This is a genomic window from Psychrobacter sp., assembly GCF_018260395.1.
Classification (GTDB): Bacteria; Pseudomonadota; Gammaproteobacteria; order Pseudomonadales; family Moraxellaceae; genus Psychrobacter.
Genome location: NZ_JAGLBC010000003.1, coordinates 1 through 24,347 on the forward strand (window position 1 = coordinate 1; position 24,347 = coordinate 24,347).

Genomic DNA, 24,347 nt, shown 5'->3' on the forward strand with positions numbered 1-24,347 from the left:
TTACTCTTCTTCTCATCATTTCTAAACGTTGCACTTCATCGTTGAATCTAAGGATCCTTTTATAAGTCGTCAGTTTATAAGTGATCAGTTTATTGTAATAATTGATCTGTCATAGTTAATGATTAATCAGTGTTATAAAATTAAAAACTTGATTTATTACGTATTCGTCACAACTTATAAGACAACCTTATATATAACAATATTAAGTTTTGCTGAATAATATTTATTGTTAACATTACTATCTAATTATCTAGCTTTTTAATGATCTAAAAGAGACTATCTATGCAGTTATTTGATTCAGAATCACCACAAAAAAGTGAAGCGGAAAAGAAGGCTATTTTAGCCAAAGTTAAAATGCCAGAAGACTGGAAGATGGCCTTAGCAGAAGAATTAACGTCTGAGAATATGGATAAATTACGTGAATTTTTGAAACAGGAATATGGGTCTGGTAAAAGTGTTTATCCCAAAGCTAGCCAAATGTTCAATGCTTTTAATTTAACGCCATTGTCTGAAGTAAAGGTAGTGATATTGGGTCAAGATCCTTATCATGGTCCTGGTCAAGCTATGGGATTGTCTTTTTCGGTGCCAAAGATAATACCTAAGCCACCTTCACTCAATAACATCCTAAAAGAGATGGCAGATGATATTGGTACTGTGCCATCTAGACATGGTGACCTAACACATTGGGCACAGCAGGGAGTTTTGCTTTTGAATACTTCATTGACTGTAGAAGAAGGCATTGCTGGCAGTCATAAAGGTAAGGGTTGGGAACAGTTCACCGATGCAGTTGTTGATGTAGTGAATAAGCAGACATTCAATACTGTATTTATATTATGGGGCAGTCACGCTAAGCTTAAGGGTAAGTTCATTGATACCGAAAGGCATTTAATTTTATCGGCCGTACATCCTTCACCATTAGCAGCCAATAGAGGCGGTTTTTTTGGTTCAAAGCCTTTTTCAAAAGCTAACGAATATTTGCGACAACATGGTAAAAGTGCTATCGACTGGCAGTTGCCTCAATAGGGTGAATAGCCTTTGCTAAGTGAAGCGTCTTTAGCCAATGTGGCTAATTAAAGCTAATGCCTTTAAACTCACTTTTGAATAGTAAGTAATGATAAATAAACCGTTATTAAAGCCAAAATCCAATAACTTTATTACTAAGGATATCAATAACGATATCAAAAATTATGATCATGACAACTTGATTAACTTTAATAATTATAATAACAATAACAACTATGCCAATTATTTGAGCGTCGCTAAGTTTTGGTCTCTTAATGATGTGAGGTATATGCGAGCTGCGTTGGCTTTAGCGCAACTAGGAGCTACAAATGACGAAGTTCCAGTTGGGGCTGTCTTAGTCCATAATGATAAAATTATCGGTGAAGGGTTTAATAAACCCATTTCGACTTGTGACCCTACCTCTCACGCTGAAATTGCGGCACTACGTTCAGCGTGTATCTCATTACAAAATTATAGATTACCAGAAAATACAACGCTATATGTTACGTTAGAGCCTTGCACTATGTGCTTAGGTGCTTTAATTCATGCAAGATTGTCAAGGTTGGTATTTGCAACTCATGAACCACGGGCGGGTGTTGTAGGGAGTCAGTTAAATTTGCTAGAGAAGGGTTTTTATAATCATAAAATTGATGTTAATAATGGCTTGTTGAAGAGCCATAGTCAACAAATTTTGAAATCGTTCTTTAGAAATAAAAGAAATCAGAAAAATAAGAATTCATATTAATTTACGATAAAAAATTTAAAATACGTTGAAAGTTATTTATTACTTATTGTGTATCAATATTCAATTAAATCTAGTGATACTTCTTATTATTTGTTATAATCTTGCACTATTTGTATTTACGCCTTGATTTTAAGACTATTAACTTGTAAATCCTGACTAAATTTAGACAAAAATAGCTAACTTGAAATTAATCCAGAATAGCTAATTAATAAAGCGGCGAGTAATAAACCAATGAGTTTTCCTGTTATCACAATTGATGGTCCTAGTGGAGCAGGGAAAGGTACCATTTGTTTAAGGTTAGCCCAAGCTTTGAATTATCGTTTGCTCGATTCTGGAGCGCTTTATCGTATTGTCGGGCTAAAAGCGAATCAAGCTGGTTTATTAAGTGATCAACCAAGCGCTGAAAGTGAGTTAAGCGCTAAAGATGAAGATAAAATTACTCAACTAGTCAATCATTTGGATATACAGTTTATACCTCGTCAAAGTGGCGAAGTAGATATAATAGTAGATGGCATTAGTGTAGCCGGCGAGATAAGAAACGAAACGGTTGGTAGCTATGCCTCTATAGTTGCAGCTTTACCTAAGGTGCGAGAAGCATTATTACAATTGCAGCAAAATATGGCAAACCATTCAGGATTAATTGCGGATGGTCGTGACATGGGAACGGTAGTTTTTCCTGATGCGGATGCCAAGGTATATTTGACAGCAAGTGCTGAAGCTCGTGCTGATCGCCGAGTAACTCAATTAGAGCAAGCTGGACAAAAAGCTAACTATCTAGCGATATTAAAAAGCATTCAGCAAAGAGATGAGCGTGATGAGAATAGAAGTGTCTCTCCGTCTAAACCTCATGAAGAAGCTTTAGTATTAGACAGCTCTGAAATGAATGCTGATGAGGTGTATTTTAAAATCAAAGCGTTCTGCCAAACTAAGGGTATATGTTTTGACCAATAGGTATGGTATTCAAGTCAGGTAGTCTACTAAAACCAAACTTATTACCCTTTTAGCTAGATGAAAAACGGTTAGCCACTTAATTAGATTTGGTTAACCCAACAAATTAAACGTTTTATTAAATGAAGATAAAAAGAGTAAAACCAGCGTCAATCTTTTATCTTCATAAACTTGAACCGTACTGTGCTGGACAGGATACGGCTATATTAAGGTAATCATAATGGAATCATTTGCTGAACTATTTGAAGCGAGTCTAGAAGAGCAGGGTCTTGATATTGAGCGTGGCTCAGTAATCAGCGGTGCTGTTGTAGCAATCGATAGCGATTGGATTACAGTTGACACTGGTTTGAAGTCTGAGGGTGTTGTAGCTCGTGAAGAGTTCTTAGACGAAAATGGCGAGCTTGAAGTAGCAGTGGGCGATAGCGTTGATGTTGTTGTTGAAGCTGTTGACAATGGTATGGGTCAGACCTTACTGTCACGTGAAAAAGCAAAACGTGTTGAAACATGGAATGCGCTTGAGAAGCTATTCGAAGGTAATGAAATTGTTAAAGGTATCATCTCAAGCAAAGTAAAAGGTGGTTTTACTGTAGATATTGGTACAGTACGTGCTTTCCTACCAGGTTCATTAGTAGATGTTCGTCCAATCCGTGACACTACGCACCTTGAAGGCAAAGAACTTGAATTCAAAATTATTAAATTAGACCAGAAACGTAACAACGTAGTTGTTAGCCGTAAAGCGGTTATGGAAGCTGAGAACTCAGCTGAGCGTGAAGAGCTACTTAATAAACTTGAAGAAGGTATCGAGGTTGAAGGTATTGTTAAGAACTTAACTGATTATGGTGCGTTCGTTGACCTAGGTGGTATCGATGGTCTACTACACATCACTGATATGGCATGGCGCCGTATCAAGCACCCATCTGAAGTTGTAGAAGTGGGTCAAGATCTTAAAGTTAAAGTTCTTAAGTTTGATCGTGAACGCAACCGCGTTAGCCTAGGTCTTAAGCAGTTAGGTACTGACCCTTGGGATAACGTAAGTGGTACATACCCAGTTGGTAGTGTCGTTAAAGCTCGCGTTACTAACTTAACTGATTACGGTTGTTTCGCTGAAATATCTGATGGTATTGAAGGTTTAGTACACGTATCAGAGATGGATCATACTAACAAAAACATCCACCCATCAAAAGTAGTCCAGATTGGTGATGAAGTTGAAGTTATGATCTTAGATATCGATGAAGAACGTCGTCGTATCAGCCTAGGTATTAAACAAACTCTACCTAATCCATGGGAAGAGTTCGACAAGAAATTTGATCGTGGCGATAAGCTAACGGGTACTATCAAGTCAATCACTGACTTTGGTATCTTTATCGGTCTTGACGGTGGGATTGATGGTTTGGTTCACCTATCTGATATTTCATGGCACGAAGTTGGCGAAGAAGCTATCCGTAACTATAACAAAGGCGACACCGTGGAAGCTATGGTTCTATCAGTTGATGCTGAAGCCAACCGTATCAGCCTTGGTATCAAACAGTTAAGTTCTGATCCATTCAATGAATACTTAGTGGGTAATGACCGTGGTTCAATCGTAACAGGTACGGTTAAAGAAGTAGATGCTAAAGGCGCAACGATTACTTTAGCTGATGAAGTTGAAGGTTACTTACGTGCATCAGAAATTCAACGCGATAAAGTTGAAGATGCTACTAAGCACCTTAATGTGGGCGATAGTGTTGAAGCTAAGATTATTAGCGTTGACCGTAAATCTCGTGCTATTAGCTTATCAGTTAAATCAAAAGATGAGTCTGAAGAGCGTCAAGCCATTAAAGAGCTTGGTAGTACACAAGCTGCTGCTCCTGAAGCGCAGCCAAAAACTATTGGTGATTTAATCAAAGAGCAAATGCAAGAAGATTAATCATTCTTATAAAGTTGCTCTTAACATCTGTATAAAAAAGAGAGTGCCTTCGGGTGCTCTTTTTTATACATAATTTATTGATATTTTACAATATATTTGAATATTAGTTTCATAGTTATACTAACTTATGATTTAATATCAATATGCTATTAAATTTCTTAAATTGATGAATATAATAGGTTTAGATCTCAATTTATAAATTTATAGCGTAATTAAAAACTTTTAATCAATACACTCTAGATTAAGATGATGATCCAATGGCTTTTTAGGTTTTAAAGGACTATAACCTTTAAAGTATTTAATTCATAATTTATTAAGGTCACAAGGATATGACAAAAGTTATAAATAAATCAGATTTAATACGAGATGTCTCTGCTCGTTGCGATTATATATCCGATATAGAGGTAGATGATGCAGTTAGAGAAATTATCGCACTATTATCTGAAAAGTTAATCGAAAACAATAGAATTGAAGTGCGCGGGTTTGGAACTTTTTGTTTACATCATCGTGAAGCTCGACAAGGGCGCAATCCAAAAACAGGCGAAATGGTTCTGGTGGAACAAAAATCCATTCCTCATTTTAAACCGGGCAAAGCTTTACGTGAAGGCGTTAATGATAAATGGATATAAACGTAATGCGTTTAATGATATCCTATAACTATTCTATTTCATAAATATGTTTAACTACATTGGTTTCACTACATTAGGTGTTTGACTTGAAAGCTAGATTTAGAACATCATCACGCTTTACCCGCAACATTACAATTTTGACACTAATCACCGCATTACCATTGGTTGCTTATGCTGCCGGTGGTGGTACTCCAGATGTTGCTATTCAGACATCAGCCTATGGTGTTCATGTAATTTTACTCATAGGTTTTATCCTATTATCCGTAATTGTCTCCTTTGTCTGTTCTGTATCAGAAGCGGTCTTGCTAACTATGACGCCATCTTATGTGGCATCTATTGCTGAAGAGAATCCCTCGAAATCTGATATGTTGAAAGATGTAAAGATAGATAAGATTGACCAATCTATTGCTGCTATTTTGACATTAAATACTATTTCACATACAGTCGGATCATTAGGAGCTGGTGCGCAAGCTACTATCGTATTTGGTAATGAGTGGTTTGGCATTTTTTCTGCTGCAATGACTCTTGTGATTTTGATTGGATCTGAGATTATTCCAAAAACAATTGGTACCTTATATTGGCGACAATTATCTGGTCCGGTTGCTTATTTTGTAAAAGCAATCATTTTTGTTTTATATCCGCTCATATGGTTTTCAGAAAGAATTACCAAGCTGCTTACTAAAGGCAAAAAAGCGCATACTTTTAGTCGCAATGAGTTTGCAGCTTTGGCAAGTGTCGGCGAACAATCTGGTCAAATTGATCCTTTAGAGTCTCGTATTATTCGTAACCTTTTGGCATTTGGTGCCATTAAGGTCGAAGATATTATGACACCAAGATCAGTAATGCATGCGTTTGATCAGTCAATAACAGTAGCTGAATTATTAGCAAATCGTCCAAAACTTATGTTTTCACGCCTGCCTATCTATGATGAGGACTTAGATAAAGTCACTGGTTTTGTATTAAAGTCTGATATTTTATTGGCTAAAGCCAATAACCATATGGATAAACCATTAGAAAGTTATAAGCGTGAGATTACTTTTGTATTCTCCAAAATGAAGTTATTTGATTTATTAGACTTGATGTTAAATAGTCGAATTCATATTGCTATAACGGTTGGCGAATATGGTGAGGTTAAGGGTTTAGTTACTTTAGAAGATGTACTAGAGACATTATTAGGGTTAGAGATTGTCGATGAAGTAGATAGGGTAGAGGACATGCAAGTATTGGCTCGTCAAATGATGCAACGCCGTTCAGCACGTCTGGGCATGTTGGTTGAAGATGAAAACAACAGTAATATGTATAGTGACTAATATTTTAAATTTATTTTGTGACTAAATATTACAAGAGATTAATAATCACCTAGGATAAGACAACTTCAATTATAGTAATATATATCATAGGTTAAGACAGGTAGAACTATAATCTTATATTTTTGTAGTCTTAAGCTTCAATCCATAAGGTAATTATTAAGGAAGTCACGATTATGAAAAATTTGTATGGCTATAGAACATCTCTAAAAAGCATTTTGACACCAGTAGTAGTTGCTGCTGCTATCAGCTTCGTTGCTACTTCTGCACAAGCAGCCATTAATGAAGCTGCCGTTCAAAACTATGCTACGCAAATGAAGCAGGCAGCTAATAGCAGAAATGTTAATAAGATTTCAAGTTTGGTTGCAGACGAAGCTTTGATTTCCTTATCCCGACGAGGAAAAACAACAAGTCTAGATAAACCTGCCTATTTAAAGCTTTTACAAGACAGTTGGGCTGAATCAAGTAATTATAGCTATGATATTATTATTTCTAATATTGTGATTAGCGGCGAACAAGCTAAAGCAGATGTTAAGACAGTTGAAACTTGGGTAAAAGATGGTCAGCAAAGAACGATGAGTACTACTTCGAGAGCGACATTGAAATCTGCTAATGATAATGCTGTACTTTTGAGAGCGGTGTCTCAAGTGACTATTGAATAAGACAATTAATATAATTGTAGTAAAAAGTTTGTAATATTTACAAACTTTTTTGTTTTTAGTCTTAATGAAATTGCTGATATACTTTTGCCTCAAGCATTTTGAATTACACTATATCAATTATTTAAACTGCGACGTTTTGTAATCTTATAAATTATATTTATTATAAAGTGATTATTCACTTATTATTTTGGGTTGTTATTGTCATGAACTTTAGAAATACCACTATGCGATTTTGTCAGCTACCTTTAGTTGTTGCTATAGGCTCTGTTATATTAGCAGGATGTAATAGCACAGCGCCAGTTCAAGGTACGCAACCAGGGGTTCGTATTCCAGTTGCACAAAATGAAGCGGTATCTAATGTTCCTGCAACCAGCGCTTATAGCACTTCTTTATTGGATGACGAGAGCCTTTCTGAATTAGAGAATTTATTAGAAGCCACTGATATGAAAATGGTGGAAGATGATAAGTTGGCCATTCAGCAATACGGTAACTTATGGGATAGAATGCGTGCCGGCTTCCGCATGAACCAAAGTTATGGCTTTGGTCAACAGCAGCGTATAGATGCACAAAAGAACTGGTTTATTTCTCGTCAAGAATATATTAATCGATTAACCGCTCGAGCCAGTCGCTATTTATATCATACAGTCCGAGAAGCTGAACGTCGTAATATTCCAACAGAGTTAGCACTGTTACCAGTTATCGAGAGCTCGTACGATCCTACAGGTACTAGTAACGCTGCAGCTGCAGGTCTATGGCAGTTTATACCCAGTACAGGTCGTATTTATGGTTTAACTCAAACGCCTACTTATGACGGCCGCCGTGATGTTATTGAATCTACACGTGCCGCTTACGATTTCTTAACGTCACTGTATAATCAGTTTGGTAGTTGGGAGCTGGCTCTAGCGGCTTATAATGCTGGTCCAGGTCGTATTCAAAATGCTATAGATGCTAACATAGCTAGAGGCTTACCGACGGATTATTGGTCTTTATCTCTTCCTACAGAGACTATGCACTATGTCCCTAGATTCATGGCAGTTGCCCAAATCATTAAAGATACCAATCAATATAGCATCTATCTTCCTGCTATTGCTAACCGTCAGCATTTTAGAAGTGTGCCTGTAAATTATGGCGTAAGCTTGATGGAGGTGTCTCAATTAACGGGTGTCGGCTATGATGATCTAAAGGCGTTAAACCCTTCATTAACTAACGACATAGTAGATTCTTCAGGCCCAAATCGCGTTATTATACCAAACCAAGTTAATATTTTGGTTGACTCCAAATTAAGAACTTTAAAAGGCAATGGTGGCAGTAACTCTCCTTATACTATTCCTGATTCTCAGTACCAAGTTTTGGCTAAGTCGTCTGACGGTCTGGCTGAATTTGCTAACCAAGCGCGTGCTCCTAAGCAAACTAGTACTTATATTGCACCATCACCTGCACTTTCTCAAAGATCAAGCGGTGTTAAAGTTAGTGAGCCACCTCTTAGCGCTAGTGAAAAGAAACGTATTGAATCAGAACTGGCAGCTTCAAATACATTACCTACCACGTCTGCGCAATTGACAAGGAATGCTACCATTGTTCAAGAGCCACCTTTATCGGCTGAAGAGAAAAGCTTTATCTCTAAACAAATTCAGCAGCAATCACCAGAAGTTGGTGATGTGGTTAGCCCAGTAGATGGCAATATTAGACTTGATGCTATTCAGACTCAGCAGTCTATTTTAGAGGCCCGTGGTGAAGATAAGAAAATTAAATATGATGCGCCAACTACACAGCAAGCCGTCAACCCTTCTACTAAACCAAGTGGTAAACGAAGCGTTTATAACGTTCAGCGTGGCGATACCCTATTAAATATTGCTTCACGTGCTGGACTAAATTGGCGTGACATAGCGGATTGGAACCAAATCAATCCGAACTCTACTTTGTTAGCAGGTACCACGTTATATTTGTACAATGCAAATCCTGTTAAACCTTTAGATAGCTCAGTAGCCAGGCCTGACGCGACGCAAAGTAATGCACAACCGAACACTTACATCGTTCGTTCAGGTGATACTTTAATTGGGACAGCGAATCGTGTGGGTCTAAGTGTCTCCCGTCTGGCTACTTATAACGGATTAACCACGAATGCCCAATTACGTGCAGGTCAGAAGCTTTGGTTAATCCCAGGTATGGTTAAAACCAGTGACAATAGTAATTCTAATAATAGTGCTGCCTCTGCATATAATGGCAAGACTCAAACTTATACCGTACAGCGTGGAGAAGGTCTAATAGGCTTAGCGTCACGTTTTAATATCCCAGTCGATACTTTAGCTGCTATCAACGATATAAGTCCGACCGAGCAATTATTGGTGGGTCAGCGTCTAACTGTACCTTCAGTTTCAGCTGCTTCCAGCAATAGCAGCAGCAATAATAAGAGCAATAGCAGTAACAATAATAAGAGCAATGGAAGTAGCAATAGTGCCTCAAGTTCATACAAAGGACAAACTACACGTTATACTGTGCAGTCTGGCGATACCTTAATAGGAATTGCTAATAAGATTGGTGTGTCTCATACCCAAATCGCTGAAATTAATAACTTTTCAGATGCGACTCAGTTACAAAGTGGCCAAAGCATTAAATTACCAGTAAGCAGTCAGCAAGTCGAACGCGGATTGAACAATAAGGCCATTAAATATAAAGTTCAATCGGGTGATTCTTTAACCAGTTTGGCAAGTAATTACAATTTATCTATTGGTGATATTGCAACTGCCAATAATATAAGCTCAACTTCGAATTTATTAATTGGTCAAACCATTACCATACCTAGTAGTAGTGCAAGTGTATCAACTTCGAGCAACAGTAGCTCTGCAAGCAGTTCAACTAATAGCTCCTCAAAAAATGTAACTACTAGCTCGTCATATACTTCATCAAAAAGCACTTCAAATTCTAAAGTTAACTATAGCAGTAGTTATAAAGTGAAGGCAGGGGATGGTTTAATTAACTTGGCCCGTGAATATAATGTTTCTACTGAAGACTTAGCCGCCGCCAACAATATAAGCCCTAATGCTGGCTTACTTGTGGGCCAAACACTAAAAGTACCTAGTAGCAAGGCATCAGCGTCATCTTCAAACTCATCTTCTTCAAGTAACGCATCTTCATCAAGTAGTGTAGCGTTAAAACCAGTCGCTACGACTAGTGGCAATTACACGGTTAAATCTGGTGATTCGCTAACACGACTTGCCAGTCAAAATGGTTTAAGTATCAGTCAATTGGCTAGCGCTAATGGTTTGAAAAATAATGCAGATCTACAAGTAGGTCAAAAAATAACTATTCCAGCGACAACCACAGATTATAAGGTTAAGTCTGGAGATAGCTTGATTGGACTTGCTAAGAAGTATGGTATGACTCCAGATGAGTTTGCTAAGTTAAACGGTATTAGTAGCAATACCATGTTGCAAATGGGCCAGACCCTAAAAGTACCTGTTCAATAAAGCTATAGTTCTAAGCGTTTAAAGTTAAAAAAGAGTTCAATTTGAACTCTTTTTTTTATGCAGAAATTAACTATAAATTCTAAACCGTTCTGGTTTTTAAAGTCTCAAGATAACTGCGTATGTTGGTCACATAATGCATGCACTGAGTATAGCGTGAATTATGAATAGCGTTATTAGACATATAAGCATAAACGTTTGCCCAGCTGTTTGGGTTTTGTCCTTTATTAGCTAGTTTTTGCTGAATATCTTTAATAGCATTAGGTCCCATATTATATGAAGCTAGCGCAAACCATAATCTGTCAGGATTAGGAACTTCTGAAAAAGTCTCTTTCATTTGCTCTAAATAGCGAGCACCGCCACCAATACTTTGATACGGATCAACACGGTCTGATACGCCCATCGCTTTAGCGGTATTATTCGTCAACATCATCAATCCTCGCACTCCAGTAGGAGAAGTGGCATTGGCATTTAGATGAGACTCTTGATAGCCCATTGCAACCAACAACTGCCAATCATGATTGTATATATTGGCTTGCTTCTGAAAAGAGGATTTATAACTAGGTAAATTTGTGGTTAAAGCTTTCTCAAAATGTTTACGGTTATAATCATCCTCTAATAATGTTTGGTCATAAAAATTTGCAATTTTTGCGGTATTAACCAACTGGCCATCATCACATATATAGTGGCTTGCCTTTATGGCTAACGGGTCTGCGTTACTTCTAAAACTCCAGTTGGTTTTAGGATGTAACCCATTATCAACTAAAGTGCTATCGTAACCGCAGCTGATATTCATTGACGCCAATCCTGATTCTGTAAGTAGCTTGGTACTGGCAGTTGTCAAGGCCATATCAGCATCGCCATCACGTAAAGCATTTAAAGCTTCAGCATCAGTTTGAAACTCTTTAACAACTAACTCAACGCCAAGTGTATAGGCATATGAGCGAGCAATATCATAGCCAAAACCATGTTCAAATCTATCAGTTGAAAAATAGGTGCTATTGCCCTTAACGGAAGCTAAAGTTAAAGTGTTAGCAGCCAAGACACTGTCATAAGCATCTTCTTCATTGGTAAATAAAGCGGTAGTCAGACTTTGGGCTGGCAACGACAGTAGAGCGATGCTAGAAATTTGCATAAGCATTTTAAGTTTGGCAAACTTCTTTTTTACTTTAGGACGCTTTGAATCTGTTTGAATAAGTTTTGGAGGTGCTATGAACGGTAGAACATATTTGCCATTGCTTGATGGGATCGAAAATACATTAGACGTAAAACACTGAGTATTTTTGCGATGATTGTTTTTGTGATTTATCCAATTACGTAGTCGTAGCATGGAAGTATCCATTATCCAACTATCCATACTGTGTAGAGATTAATACACCATTGTATTAAAGTCTCTTTAAAACCACAGGCATGAGTAATGTAAACACCCTATATCTTGTAATAAGCCAATACAAAAAAACGAATCAGCTGTAGTATTATTAAATGATTATTTTGTATTTAATAGATACCATTAAACATATGTGACAGATGGCAAAAATGAATATAGCCACTGTTATAATATAGGGTTGGATTTTTAAAAAAATTAAATCTGCGTCTTAATCTAAATTAAATAGATAACCGTCAGGAAAATTAATTGAATAAAAATCAGATACATTGCTAGCAAGACGAATTAAAATATACTAAGACAAATAGCATGTAAGATTAAAGCTTATTAAATTTAAGTACTGTCAATTTCAGTAGTGGCAATTTTAGTACTATTATTTAAAGTGCTTTCAATATCTGCATTAAGTTGGTATCGAATTTAATCGTTTAGGACCAGTTGCATATCAACACTCATTTGTCTTACTATTAATTGATAAGATAACAATTTGCCAAATACAGTTTGTTTAATACCGTTTGTTTAATACGGTCTGAGATTGTAATAAGAAAATTGTCATCAAACCAACTATAGACTTGTTTGAACTAATTCATAATTGAATAAAAATTAAACAAGTCAAATTCGCACTTGCGATAGTTTGTTAAAATAGGTAGTTTTTTCAAATTTAACCAGTAATTTATACTGATTCAATTTTGATAGCTATATGGGGTAGGTTTAAAAAAAATCAAGATTTAAGCAGTTTATGTATTTAAAAGTAGAGTAAAGCAGATAATAACTGATTTAATAACAAACACATTTTTAATGTTTCAAAATGTATTATACTAAAATTAATGACTTATGTAAAAAATCATTTACATCAATATTAGGACCTTTAAAACAAAGATATAACTTAAGCTGGATTTGGATCATCAATAAAAGTAACTTCCAGCCCTAAAATATTTTTTATGACTTCACCAAGCGCTTTAATGCCTCCCATTTCTGTAGCATGATGACCACAAGCTAAATAATCTATTCCCAACTCTCTTGCTGAGTGAGTGGTACGTTCTGAAATCTCTCCTGAGAGATATAGCTGACAGCCCATTTTGGCAGCTTGTTCAATCATATCTTGCGCGCCACCAGTACAGATACCCACTTTTGAAATAAAGCGGTTATTGGCACTAATATGGGTAGGGCTGCGCTGTAATCTCACCCTGACTTTATCTATAAAATCATCAATAGATATAGGATCGCATTGAGCAATATTGCCAACAGGATATTTTTCTTCAGGGTATAAAGCACCTATAATCTTAAGATCCAAAAGATTAGCAAGCACTGCATTATTACCTACGACTGGATGCGCATCTAAGGGGAGATGATAAGCCAGTAGAGATAAGTTGTTTTGAAATAAGGTGCGTATGCGCTTACCTTTCATGCCCGTCAAAGGCTCGGACTCTCCTTTCCAAAAATAGCCATGATGAACTAAGACAGCATCTGCTTGATGTTCAATTGCAGCGTCAATTAAGTTTTGAGTGGCTGTGACGCCAGTGATGATTTTTTTTATAGGGACAGCAGCATCAACTTGTAAACCATTAGGGCAGTAATCTTTGAATTCATTGGCTTTAAGATAGTCATTGCACCACTGCTCTAAAGCTGACGGACTTATTTCGATCATAGGTTTCACCTTAATTAAAAAATTGGCTCAATAGTTTATTAAATAGGTAATAAGAATTAGAGTAAAACTTTTATAAAATTGTGCTTTTATCAGTTAATAGCTAACTCAAGAAGATAATAGCTAAAGTTAGTTGATAGCCTGATTAAGTAACATAAATTGAACAATATATAGTTTAAAGAAAGGGTGTGGTATAACAGCATTGAGCTTACAAATGTTAAACTAATATCATTTCTAATTATTAATAAATATTATAACGACTTAAATTGCCATAACTACCCTAAAACAATCATATTAAACTAGCACCAAAAAACGAAGACACTGGATTAAGGCTTAGGTCATATACCAAATTTTTAAAGTCTTAATGTCGTTGACACGTTTTATCTACGAGGAGTGACATGTCTGAATCATCAAAAACCAGTGTTATCTGGAAAATTCTTCCCTGGTTATTATTAATAGCTGTTTTAGCGGCTTTTATTTGGGTCTATATTGACCAAAAGGCCAGTCAACAATCGGCGTGGCAACCTCCACGTAGTTCCAGCACTTCTATTGCTCTTAATAAAGACGCAGATAAGCCAGAACCTATTTTGTCATATCATAATGCAGTTGCAAAGGCATCTCGCTCCGTGGTTAATATCTATACCACGCAGACCATTAGTCAAGATCCATATATGAATGACCCTGTGTTACGACGCTTTTATGAGTTTCATGGTCAAAACCCTCAAGCCAATCAAGAAACCAGTCTGGGATCTGGGGTAATTGTCTCAAATGATGGCTACATAGTCACCAATGCCCATGTAATCACAAAGGCTGATGAGATTGTCGTGGCTTTAAGCGATGGTCGTAAAGCAGTAGCTAAGGTAGTAGGTACTGACCCTGATAGCGATTTGGCAGTTATTAAAGTTGACATGTCTGGTTTAGAACCTTTGGCCTTTAGAAAGGATCCCATTGAAGTAGGTGATGTGGCATTGGCCATTGGTAATCCATTCGGTGTAGGTCAAACTGTGACTCAAGGCATTATCTCTGCTACAGGGCGAACGGGTCTTGGGGTAAATACTTTTGAAGACTTTATACAGACTGATGCAGCTATTAACCCAGGTAACTCTGGTGGTGCATTGGTTGACGCTCGTGGTGAGTTGGTTGGTATTAATACCTTAATTTTCTCACGCACAGGTGGCTCAATGGGAATCGGCTTTGCTATTCCAACTTCATTAGTTGAGCAGGTAATGAATGCTATCATAAAAGATGGTAAAGTCAGTCGTGGCTGGCTAGGTATCGAAGTATTATCCCAGCTTCGTGACCCCACTCAGATTGATAACTCAACTGGCGTGATAGTACGTAATATCATTCCCGGAAGTCCTGCTGCTAAAAGTGGACTTAAAGTTGGAGATGTTATCTTATCGATAGATGGAGAAGAGATGACGGACTCAAATCGTCTGATTCAGCATGTGGCTCGTAAAATGCCCAATAGCGTTTTGAAAGTGCAAGTGGTACGTGGCTCAGAGAACATGAATATAGATATTACTTTGGCCGAACGTCCTACCCAAACTACAGTAGTTATGCCTGAGCAAACACCGGAAGATCCAGAATTAATGTTACAGTCTCCTGAGATTAATAACAACTCTTTAACTGATGAGCAGCGTGCTCAATTAAGAGAAGAGCTGATTCAACTGTTTGAAAAAGGAGAAAGACCTCAAGTAGATCCTTTGCCTCAGTAAGGCATATGAGCTTGTAAGCTTTTAATAGTTGATAAATAATACCCTGAAATAAAAGTCCGCAATTGTTTGCGGACTTTTTGGTTTTATTTAATTACTTAAGCTCTCAATAAATATTTTTCGATATTCAACTAATGAACTTCTTTAAGATGAAGCATACCTTTTACTTTACAGCAGCAGGGAAGTATCTCTTTTGGTTCAAGCATGGCCAATGGAGGTTCATCATATGTTACAGGCAAGGAAGAAGCGGTTAAGGTTACTCGGCAACTGCCACAGTACCCTTCACGGCATTGATAATTTATATCGTGTCCGGTACGTAATAACCCGTCTAACAAAGTTTCATCCTCATGAAGATAAAAACGTGTTTTTGAGGTAAATACCCAAGTCATAGTAATACCCAAGTCATAGTATGGCGTCACTTATTTTTAATTGTTTTTATAGTATATATAGTATCTTTTTGAACTACTCAGGCTCAAAAAGCGTGCAGTTATTTTTCATAATGCCACGCTTTATTATCTATTATCTATTATCTGTTATCTGTTATCTGTTATCTGTTATCTGTTATCTGTTATCTGTTATCTTTTATCGACCTAGGTCTTTTATTAAAGCCATTTAACCTTCTGTATATTAAAAACAATCCTTCTATTCATTATAAATCTTTTAGGTAATGTAATTATTACAGCTTAACTAATTAATGACTATTGCTTAATTCACTAAAGCTCAAAGTCATCAAAGTCACTGTCAGATAGATCTGAATCAATTTGACCGACTAAATAAGAGCTAATCTCTGTTTCTTGTGGCGCAACCTGAACGTTATCAGATGACAACCAAGTATTGATCCAAGGAATTGGATTACTCTTAGACAGTGGGAAAATAGCAGGCAAGCCAACCGCCTCCATACGTAAGTTGGTGATGTACTCTACGTACTGACACAAGATGTCTTTGTTCAAACCAATCATAGAGCCGTCTTTGAACAGATAACCTGCCCATTCTTTTTCTTGCTCGGCCGCTTTACGGAAAATCTCTATGCTCTCGTTATGGCATTCGGCAGCGATTTCAGCCATTTCTGGGTCATCTTTACCTGATGCCATAATATTCACCATATGCTGGGTGCTGGTCAGGTGTAGAGCTTCATCACGGGCAATTAACTTAATAATTTTGGCATTGCCTTCCATAAGCTTACGTTCAGCAAAAGCAAACGAGCAGGCGAAAGACACATAAAAACGAATGGCTTCTAATACGTTTACTGCCATTAGACACAGATAAAGCTGTTTTTTTAGTTTGCGTAAATCGACATATTTTTCTTCACCATTGACCACATGTGTACCTGGACCAAATAGGCTATATAGCTGTGAGTGCTGGTATAAGTCATCATAATAAAAAGCAATGTCTGCAGCACGTTGTAGGATGTGCTCGTTTTTCATAATGTCATCAAAGACTACAGCAGGGTCATTAACGATGTTACGGATAATATGAGTGTAACTACGAGAGTGGATGGTTTCAGAGAACGACCAAGTTTCAATCCAAGTCTCAAGTTCAGGGATGGATACCAAAGGTAATAGCACTACATTTGGGCTACGGCCTTGTATAGAGTCTAGCAGGGTTTGATACTTTAGATTACTGATAAAGATATGCTTTTCATGCGTTGATAAATTACCGTAATCGATACGGTCCTTTGATACATCAACCTCTTCTGGACGCCAAAAAAATGACAACTGCTTTTCAATGAGTTGCTCAAAAATTGGATGTTTTTGCTGGTCATAACGCGCCACATTGACAGGCTGACCAAAAAACATCGGCTCTGTTAGGGCATCATTTTTGGTTTGGCAAAAGATTGAATATGTCATGGTATTACCTTTAAATTTGAAGTGTTTTGATGTATTAGCAATTTAGGGTGATGCAGTATAGAACGGTTTGAAGTGTAATTATAGTGTTCGATGGTATGCCTCTATAATCTGCATATATAAAAACTAATAATTTTTAAAATCAGTTAAGAAAATTAATAAATAATTAAATATAACCTAATTAAAACATTCTAGTTTGTCTCAGATGCAAACTTTTAGGCGTTAAGTTAATGACATGGATCGCATATTAAATAACTAAATGAATCCGAAAATTCTATGGCAAATATCCATACAAATCTAATCGAACTAAGTGCTGCGGTAGTGACTAAAGCGGGGTGACGACGCATAATTATAACGTTATGGACTTTGTATGTCTAAATCAAAATGATTGTTAAAAGTCATCGTTGTATCAATGTCTTCATATGACCTCAATAAGTCCAAGCAAGTCATCAAAAGGTCAGTTAAATATAATCTACTTAACCTAGATTATTAACTTTGAAGATAATCATTAAAACTTTACAAACCATAAGCGTATTAGGGTTAATTATCAACATTTAGCTAACCTTAAAAATAATTTTTATAAAATTAGTTTTAACAGTGCATAAAAAATCAATATAGTTGAATGAAAGGTATATATTTGTTATCTTGTTATTTAAGTTGTAACGGAAGAGTTAAAAAATATTTCAGGGAGTTGTATTAAAAAAGGAGCAGTAACTTGTTAAAAAAACTAACATTAATTCTGACAACCGCATTTCTAATCACGGCATGTGGTTCTAATTCAGAAAACACTGAAGCTAAAGACGCAGGTTCTATCAATTCAGACAAAGTATATAAGCTTAAATTAGCGGCAACATGGGGTCCAACACTGACGCCATTTATTGATGCTAACCGCAACATGGCTAAACTTGCAGAAGAGATGTCAAACGGCCGTCTTAAAATCCAAGTCGATCCTTCTAATAAACACAAATCCGCCCTCGGCATACTCGATTTAGTAAAATCCGGCCAATACGACATGGGTCACACTGCGTCCTATTATTACAAAGGCAAGGATATAGCTACAATACCATTCACGGCAATGCCATTAGTCTAACCGCAACTGAACAGCAAGGTTGGATGTACTACGGTGGTGGTTTGGAGCTGATGCAAAAAGTGTATAAACCGCATAATATTATTCCTTTCCCAGGGGGTAACACAGGCATGCAAATGGGAGGTTGGTTTAAAAAAGAAATCAACACGGTAGACGACTTTAAAGGTCTAAAAATGCGTATACCTGGTTTTGCAGGTGAAGTTATTGCTGAAACGGGTGCGGTGCCAACCACCATTCCGGGTGGCGAGTTATACACGGCTTTAGATCGCGGTACTATTGATGCGCTTGAGTGGGTAGGCCCATCAATGGATATTACCATGGGCTTTCATAAAATTGCGCCATATTACTACACCGGTTGGCATGAGCCAGGTGCAGAGCTACATTATTTTGTTAACGATAAAGCCTATGACAAGTTGCCAGCAGACCTGCAACAAATTTTAAAAACGGCTATGCGTGTCTCTGCAGATGATATGTCAGTAAGAACTCAGTATATGAGTGCTGAGTTTCTGGATAAGATGAAATCTGAAGCACCCAATGTGCAAATAAAAACCATGCCACCTGCGGTACTGGATGAACTCAAAAAAATTAACAATCGACTCGTCGGCGAAATGGTGAAAGATAACCCGCTCATGAAAGAGATTATCGACTCTCAAAACGCGTATCAGAAAAAAGCACGAGCATGGAGCAAAATGTCTGATTATCAATATATTCAAGACAATCAATAGTCTATGAGTTTGTTTATGTTCAACATCTAAAAACTATAAAAAGGACTATAACACCAAAATGCACATTTGCATTTTTGGTGTTTTTTACAAAAGATTTGTTAAAAAGGATAAAGGATATATGCTCAAGCAAATCGAAAAAGGATTCGATACCTTTGGTATCGCAATAGGGAATTTAACATCAGTTATTCTAGTATTGATGATTGCAAACGTATTTTATGATGTGGTGATGCGATATTTCTTCAACGTAGGTAGCATTGGTTTTCAAGAACTAGAATGGCACCTCTTTTCAATCGTATTTTTATTAGGCATGTCTTACACGCTACAACAAGATGCTCATGTGAGAGTCGACCTAATTTACGACAACTTAAACATACCCAAAAGAGCCTATATCAATATTTTAGGTACGCTAATTTTTATAATACCCGTTGCCATAATTATTGGTTATGGATCTATAGATTATGTCATAGAATCCTATCAATCAGCTGAGGCAAGTGGTAATCCGGGAGGCTTAACCCATCGCTGGCTAATAAAATCACTCATTCCTTTGAGTTTTTTATGTCTTGTTATATCAGCCATAGGTTTTCTGATAAAACAAATAAACCTCTTACAAGAATATAAGTTAAATGAAAATACGCTCAAAAGAGAAAAGTCATGATTGGTATTATTATGTTTTTTACCGCCTTAGTCATGCTCCTAATGGGCTTTCCTGTGGCGTTTACGTTTGCGGCGGTGGCGTTAATGTTTGCCATTATTGCAGGGCTAGTAGAAACAGACTTTAATCTCGGTGACGGCTTTGCCTCAGCGCTTGATATGTTTGATTTTATGCCGTTTCGTATCATGTCTATCATGACAAATACCATCTTAATGGCCGTACCTATGTTTATCTTCATGGGCGTCATTTTGCAAAAAACAGGTCTTGCAGAGAAGCTACTAGAGTCGATGGCGAAGCTGTTTGGCGAAATCCGTGGTGGTCTTGCTATCTCAACCGTATTGGTAGGCTCTTTGTTAGCGGCCTCAACCGGTATTGTCGGTGCGTCAGTGGTATCGATGGGGGTCATCTTCTTACCGATTATGCTAAGGCACAAATACAGCCCAGAGCTTGCCTGCGGTACCATTTGTGCCTCTGGTACGCTAGGACAAATTATCCCGCCCTCTATCGTACTGATTATTTTAGCGGATGTCTTTCAGGTACCGGTGGGTGATTTATTTAAAGCGGCTGTATGGCCTGGCTTATTATTAGTTGGTCTGTATATTGTTTAAATTTTAGTTTTCGCATTCTTCGTAAAAGGAGCAGCCCCTGCCATACCTGCCAGTGAATTAGGCGCGACCAATAAAAAAGCCTTAATCTTTGAAGCCTTAAAAAACATTGTGCCCCCATTAACGCTTATCGTATTGGTGCTCGGTTCTATCTTCTCTTGTATGGCAACCGCCACAGAGTCCTCAGCCGTTGGCTGTGTCGGTGCATTGGTACTGGGCGCACTATATAGGAAATTCTCGTTTGATATCGTAAAAACCGCTGCGCAAGAAACGGTTAAAATTACCTCAATGGTTTTTGCCATTTTAATTGGGGCGACGGCGTTCTCAATGGTGTTTAATTACACGGGTGGAGAAGAGCTAGTAGAGCAGTTCTTGCTTAACTTACCGGGTGATGGAAAATGGAGCTTTGTCATATTCACCATGCTGGCGATCTTTATCCTAGGGTTCTTTATTGATTTTGTCGAAATAGCCTATATCATCGTGCCTATTCTATTGCCCGTATCTGTGATACTAGGTATCAGCCCATTATGGTTTGCCATTTTAATCGCGATGAACCTACAGACCTCCTTCCTTACCCCGCCATTTGGATTTTCACTATTTTACTTAAAGGGGGTCGCACCGCCAGAGGTTAAAACAACCCAAATTTATAAAGGGGTGCTGCCCTTTATTGGTATTCAAGTGTTTGTGTTGATGTTAATTGCGGTATTCCCAGCTGTGTTTGGTATGACAGCCTTACTATGATGCTAAGTTGAAGTCTTAAATAGTAAAAGGGTCTGTTGTATGCCAACAGACCCTTTTTTTACGCTCACTATATCATTTACTTAGAGCTAATCCCGCTTTTCACTACTATCTTGGCTGGCACGGCAGCAGGTGCTAATAGCCAGTGTCGTTCCTGCGCGACGATACCGCCACTGGCTAAGCACCTGCATCGCCGTGTTGCGCCAAGTATATCCGTTTCAATCGGGGCTAAACCACTCCCCAAGGCGGCTATCGTCGAGTCAATCAAGCTTTGCTCGATGCGAAGTTGAACACGAGGTTTTCAAAGCGTTGCACTCATACCATGCCTGCTTAGAATAGCTTCAATAGCTCATATCTACTTCAATATTTATTCTGCTAAAACCCAAGCAAGCCTTACCGCATTTACTATGTTCATAGTCATCTATCAATGTATACAAATAAATCTAAACTTTATAACTATTCTAATGCCTAACTTCACAAGCATATTAGCAACTTTGATTTATAGAGAATAGGTTGCCTAACCACCAGAGTTTTTAAGATAACGAAAAGTAAGTTTTGATGCACTTGATAGAATTTCTATCATTTTTATGACAAAAACCCTACCAAATGTATATTTTTTGTAGTAGTATCAATCTTGACCAAATGGTCAGTTATATTTTTTAACCGCTTTTCAGAATTCTAAACCTAATATAACTCATCAAAAAGTTTGGTTGTTAACCACCATTCTGTTAGTAAATGCCTTATATCAAATTTATCGTAAGACTATGTTTTATATAGATAAATAAGTGAAATTGAAGTTTTTTTCACACTATATTCGATATATTTTTCTCTTAGATATTTATATTTTATCGTATTAAAACACCTTGAATAGGACATTAGCCATACTAACGGAATCTAAACCTTAAAAATAGTAAGGCATGATTATTGCAATGAAAAGAATAGGGAAATCCTATTTCAAATTTTGCTTTGTTTCATGCACAAACTAACAAATTAAAAGGATATACTGTGCATTTTGACAACCCAAACAACGTATCAAAGCAAGCGCATGCAAACGCTTGTAAACTATCGACACTTAATCTAGTCTGTTTAAAATCAGTGATGTTAGCAACCGTCACTATTGGATCCCTAGGGTTGATGAGCACTGCTCAAGCCAAAACCTTTTTTTCTGACACCAGCATATCCGCCTTATACGGCAGTGACTATGAGCTGGTAGAGGATGGAGAATTAACCACGGTTACGCTAGAGCATGTCTCAGCACATGATTGGGGTGGGGTGTTCTTCTTTGTAGACCGTCATCAAGGCGACAAAAATGATGAAGGCGCCACTTTTAAAGAGACATACGGTGAGCTGTCTCCCAAATTTAAACTTGGGAACTACAAAAACGGCCTTATTAAACAAATAAACCTTGCGGGTACGTATGAGTTTGGTTCAAACAGTAGCGGCTTTAGCCAAGACAACTATTTAGTAGGTATCGGGGTAGACTTAAACTTGCCAATTCCTAATATGAAATATGCGTCAGCCACCTTATATCATGCATTTAATGACAATACAGATGACGACCAACAAATTACCTTGACCTATGGTTGGGAGAAAAATAACGTTGTACTAGAAGGTTATGTTGACTATGCCTTTAACAATGATGACCGTGAAGACAACATCCATATTAATCCGCAAATCAAATACAACTTACAAGACGCTTTAGATATTGATAATCGTTTGGAAGTTGGCGTCGAATACAGCTATTGGAACAATAAATACGGTATCGATGGGGTCAATCAAAGCGCACCTAGTGCGTTAGTTAAATTTCATTTTTAACCTATAATAGCCGTAGCCGTACAAATCGAGTAAACACCAAACCAAAAAAAAGAGCCCAAATGGGCTCTTTATTTATATTTAAACAGTATAGTAGCGTGGGTGATAGCGTACGACAAGCTAAACTATTATGCAAAATTGAACTTACTATTTATAAATTGATTGAACTATTTAATAACGTAATCGCTATTCAATCCGTGGGTTTCACTGCGTTGCACCCATGCTACGGTTCTTTTTATTCCATTAAAAATGTCAATTCGTTAGAAGTTTTGCTAGGTATAAATTCAATCATTTCATAATCCGCTAGGTCATTTATTTTAAACGGGTCTTTTTCAATAATTGATTCTAGTTCAAATTTTGATTTTACATTCGATAAAATGATTCCGCCCGTTCTTGGTAATTTGGCGCCAGACGCTAAAAAATTGCCCAATTCATATTGCTCGTTTAGGAATTCAATATGTTTATCCAAAAATCGTTCAATATTTTCGAGTTCGGTTTTATAGGTTAGGTTGATAATGAACATTTTGATACCTTATCTTTTAAGTAGTGTGCGTTTGCTCTCAATGCTCAAACCTTTTTAAAGTCTCAAGGTAAACAAAAGATAGAGGACTATCTGGTGCGCCTTTTTTTAATATGCCATCCTGAATAGGCTTACCCAATGATTGATTAATGGGTATCTCTCCTGCCCAGACAGGGTAGTCAGTACCCATTGAAGTATCATCTGGAGCACCTTGTCGTACCTTGCAGGCAAAATTTTCAATATCCAATTTCAGTACTTTAGTCGCTCTTAGCTCAGAGTCCTTAATTGCTTTCAGCTGTGACCATCGATCTGGGTATAGCCCTTCAATAAACGCTTTTAATACTTCATATTTTTCTATTGAGTTGTCAACACTAGTGGGTACACCATGTATTACAACTGACTCATAATTATAAGTATGCTCAAAGCCACTTCTTGCTAGTACAAATTCCTTTACAGTCGCAACAGACACACATATCTTCTTACCGATTGTGGATTTTTCAAATCGACCTTTGTTAGCGGCATGAAAATATATACTATTGTCTATACGCCAGTAAGCCATTGGGATCGACATAGGACGGTCATCATCAATAAAAGCGATATGACATAGGGTATTAGCATCTAAAATGTCATATGCAGTTTGTAATGAGTAATCGGCTTTATCCGCTAGCCTTTTAATTTTATCCATTTAATAAATCTGCCTTAGATCAGCCTATAGGGTTTACATCATCGTATCATAACTATGAGCTGACTTATCTAAATACTTATATTTAAAGGACTTCATTAAAAGTATTTAGATAATAGGGTGGGCGATAACCATTGATGTGGAGTTTTTTATTTGGTGGGTTTCACTGCGTAGCACCCACGCTACAAATTCTGCATAACTCTAATTAGGTTGTAAGGTTGTCTAATATTTCGGGTTGTTTCTTATGGCTGGCTGAGCTTTTGTTCGATTTACGGTAG

19 protein-coding genes and 1 pseudogene are annotated in these 24,347 nt (G+C 37.2%); 14 read left to right on the plus strand and 6 right to left on the minus strand.

The annotated features are described in order from the left end of the window. Positions 1-282: 282 nt before the first annotated feature. The 8 genes from QZ265_RS00565 to QZ265_RS00600 all read left to right on the plus strand — a co-directional run bounded on the left by QZ265_RS00565 (position 283) and on the right by QZ265_RS00600 (position 10,666). Complete coding sequence (locus QZ265_RS00565; protein ID WP_296402336.1) at positions 283-1,023, plus strand: uracil-DNA glycosylase; 741 nt, start codon at positions 283-285, stop codon at positions 1,021-1,023. A gap of 259 nt (positions 1,024-1,282) precedes the next feature. After that, complete coding sequence (gene tadA, locus QZ265_RS00570) at positions 1,283-1,747, plus strand: tRNA adenosine(34) deaminase TadA (RefSeq protein WP_296402401.1); 465 nt, start codon at positions 1,283-1,285, stop codon at positions 1,745-1,747. 231 nt (positions 1,748-1,978) lie between these two features. Further along, positions 1,979-2,698: a (d)CMP kinase gene (gene cmk, locus QZ265_RS00575; protein WP_296402338.1), complete on the plus strand. Its 720-nt coding sequence runs from the start codon at positions 1,979-1,981 to the stop codon at positions 2,696-2,698. Between the two features lie 217 nt (positions 2,699-2,915). Continuing rightward, positions 2,916-4,601, plus strand: a complete 1,686-nt coding sequence (gene rpsA, locus QZ265_RS00580; protein ID WP_296402340.1) for a 30S ribosomal protein S1 — start codon at positions 2,916-2,918, stop codon at positions 4,599-4,601. A gap of 329 nt (positions 4,602-4,930) precedes the next feature. Beyond that, positions 4,931-5,230: an HU family DNA-binding protein gene (locus QZ265_RS00585; protein ID WP_296402342.1), complete on the plus strand. Its 300-nt coding sequence runs from the start codon at positions 4,931-4,933 to the stop codon at positions 5,228-5,230. 86 nt (positions 5,231-5,316) lie between these two features. Further along, positions 5,317-6,540 carry a hemolysin family protein gene (locus QZ265_RS00590; protein WP_296402344.1) on the plus strand — a complete coding sequence of 408 codons (1,224 nt, stop codon included), beginning with the start codon at positions 5,317-5,319 and terminating at the stop codon, positions 6,538-6,540. 173 nt (positions 6,541-6,713) lie between these two features. Next, positions 6,714-7,199 carry a hypothetical protein gene (locus QZ265_RS00595; RefSeq protein ID WP_296402346.1) on the plus strand — a complete coding sequence of 162 codons (486 nt, stop codon included), beginning with the start codon at positions 6,714-6,716 and terminating at the stop codon, positions 7,197-7,199. Between the two features lie 203 nt (positions 7,200-7,402). Continuing rightward, positions 7,403-10,666, plus strand: a complete 3,264-nt coding sequence (locus tag QZ265_RS00600; RefSeq protein ID WP_296402348.1) for a LysM peptidoglycan-binding domain-containing protein — start codon at positions 7,403-7,405, stop codon at positions 10,664-10,666. 79 nt (positions 10,667-10,745) lie between these two features. Here QZ265_RS00600 and QZ265_RS00605 read toward each other — a convergent pair whose 3' ends face one another. Further along, a complete protein-coding gene (locus tag QZ265_RS00605) occupies positions 10,746-12,005 on the minus strand; it encodes a transglycosylase SLT domain-containing protein (protein WP_296402350.1) in 1,260 nt (419 codons plus the stop codon). A gap of 925 nt (positions 12,006-12,930) precedes the next feature. Then, positions 12,931-13,692, minus strand: coding sequence for a Nif3-like dinuclear metal center hexameric protein (locus QZ265_RS00610; RefSeq protein WP_296402351.1), 762 nt, complete (start codon positions 13,690-13,692; stop codon positions 12,931-12,933). Positions 13,693-14,087: 395 nt separating this feature from the next. Here QZ265_RS00610 and QZ265_RS00615 point away from each other — a divergent pair, with 395 nt between their 5' ends. Continuing rightward, positions 14,088-15,407, plus strand: a complete 1,320-nt coding sequence (locus tag QZ265_RS00615; RefSeq protein WP_296402353.1) for a trypsin-like peptidase domain-containing protein — start codon at positions 14,088-14,090, stop codon at positions 15,405-15,407. 128 nt (positions 15,408-15,535) lie between these two features. Here QZ265_RS00615 and yfaE read toward each other — a convergent pair whose 3' ends face one another. Together yfaE and nrdB are read right to left on the minus strand one after the other, a co-directional pair. Then, complete coding sequence (gene yfaE / locus QZ265_RS00620) at positions 15,536-15,793, minus strand: class I ribonucleotide reductase maintenance protein YfaE (protein ID WP_296402355.1); 258 nt, start codon at positions 15,791-15,793, stop codon at positions 15,536-15,538. 324 nt (positions 15,794-16,117) lie between these two features. Next, positions 16,118-17,251, minus strand: a complete 1,134-nt coding sequence (gene nrdB, locus QZ265_RS00625; RefSeq protein WP_296402357.1) for a class Ia ribonucleoside-diphosphate reductase subunit beta — start codon at positions 17,249-17,251, stop codon at positions 16,118-16,120. A 712-nt stretch (positions 17,252-17,963) separates the two neighbouring features. On the opposite strand from nrdB, the gene QZ265_RS00630 reads away from it, so the two are divergent. From QZ265_RS00630 to QZ265_RS00650, 5 genes and pseudogenes are all read left to right on the plus strand, one after another. Further along, the gene (locus QZ265_RS00630) at positions 17,964-18,338 is read left to right on the plus strand and encodes a hypothetical protein (protein ID WP_296402359.1); all 375 of its coding nucleotides are present in this window, start codon (positions 17,964-17,966) and stop codon (positions 18,336-18,338) included. A 23-nt stretch (positions 18,339-18,361) separates the two neighbouring features. Continuing rightward, complete coding sequence (gene dctP / locus QZ265_RS00635; RefSeq protein WP_296402361.1) at positions 18,362-19,060, plus strand: TRAP transporter substrate-binding protein DctP; 699 nt, start codon at positions 18,362-18,364, stop codon at positions 19,058-19,060. A 118-nt stretch (positions 19,061-19,178) separates the two neighbouring features. Next, complete coding sequence (locus QZ265_RS00640) at positions 19,179-19,715, plus strand: TRAP transporter small permease subunit (protein ID WP_296402363.1); 537 nt, start codon at positions 19,179-19,181, stop codon at positions 19,713-19,715. 41 nt (positions 19,716-19,756) lie between these two features. Next, a pseudogene (locus QZ265_RS00645) lies at positions 19,757-21,058 on the plus strand (TRAP transporter large permease subunit). Positions 21,059-22,060: 1,002 nt separating this feature from the next. Continuing rightward, positions 22,061-22,870 (plus strand): DUF5020 family protein, encoded by an 810-nt coding sequence (locus QZ265_RS00650; RefSeq protein ID WP_296402364.1) that lies wholly within the window; start codon positions 22,061-22,063, stop codon positions 22,868-22,870. Positions 22,871-23,102: 232 nt separating this feature from the next. On the opposite strand, the gene QZ265_RS00655 is transcribed toward QZ265_RS00650, so the two are convergent. Next, on the minus strand, positions 23,103-23,390 hold the full coding sequence (locus QZ265_RS00655; RefSeq protein ID WP_296402366.1) for a YciI family protein: 288 nt from the start codon (positions 23,388-23,390) through the stop codon (positions 23,103-23,105). A gap of 37 nt (positions 23,391-23,427) precedes the next feature. Further along, positions 23,428-24,072: a pyridoxamine 5'-phosphate oxidase family protein gene (locus QZ265_RS00660; protein WP_296402368.1), complete on the minus strand. Its 645-nt coding sequence runs from the start codon at positions 24,070-24,072 to the stop codon at positions 23,428-23,430. Positions 24,073-24,347: the final 275 nt, after the last annotated feature.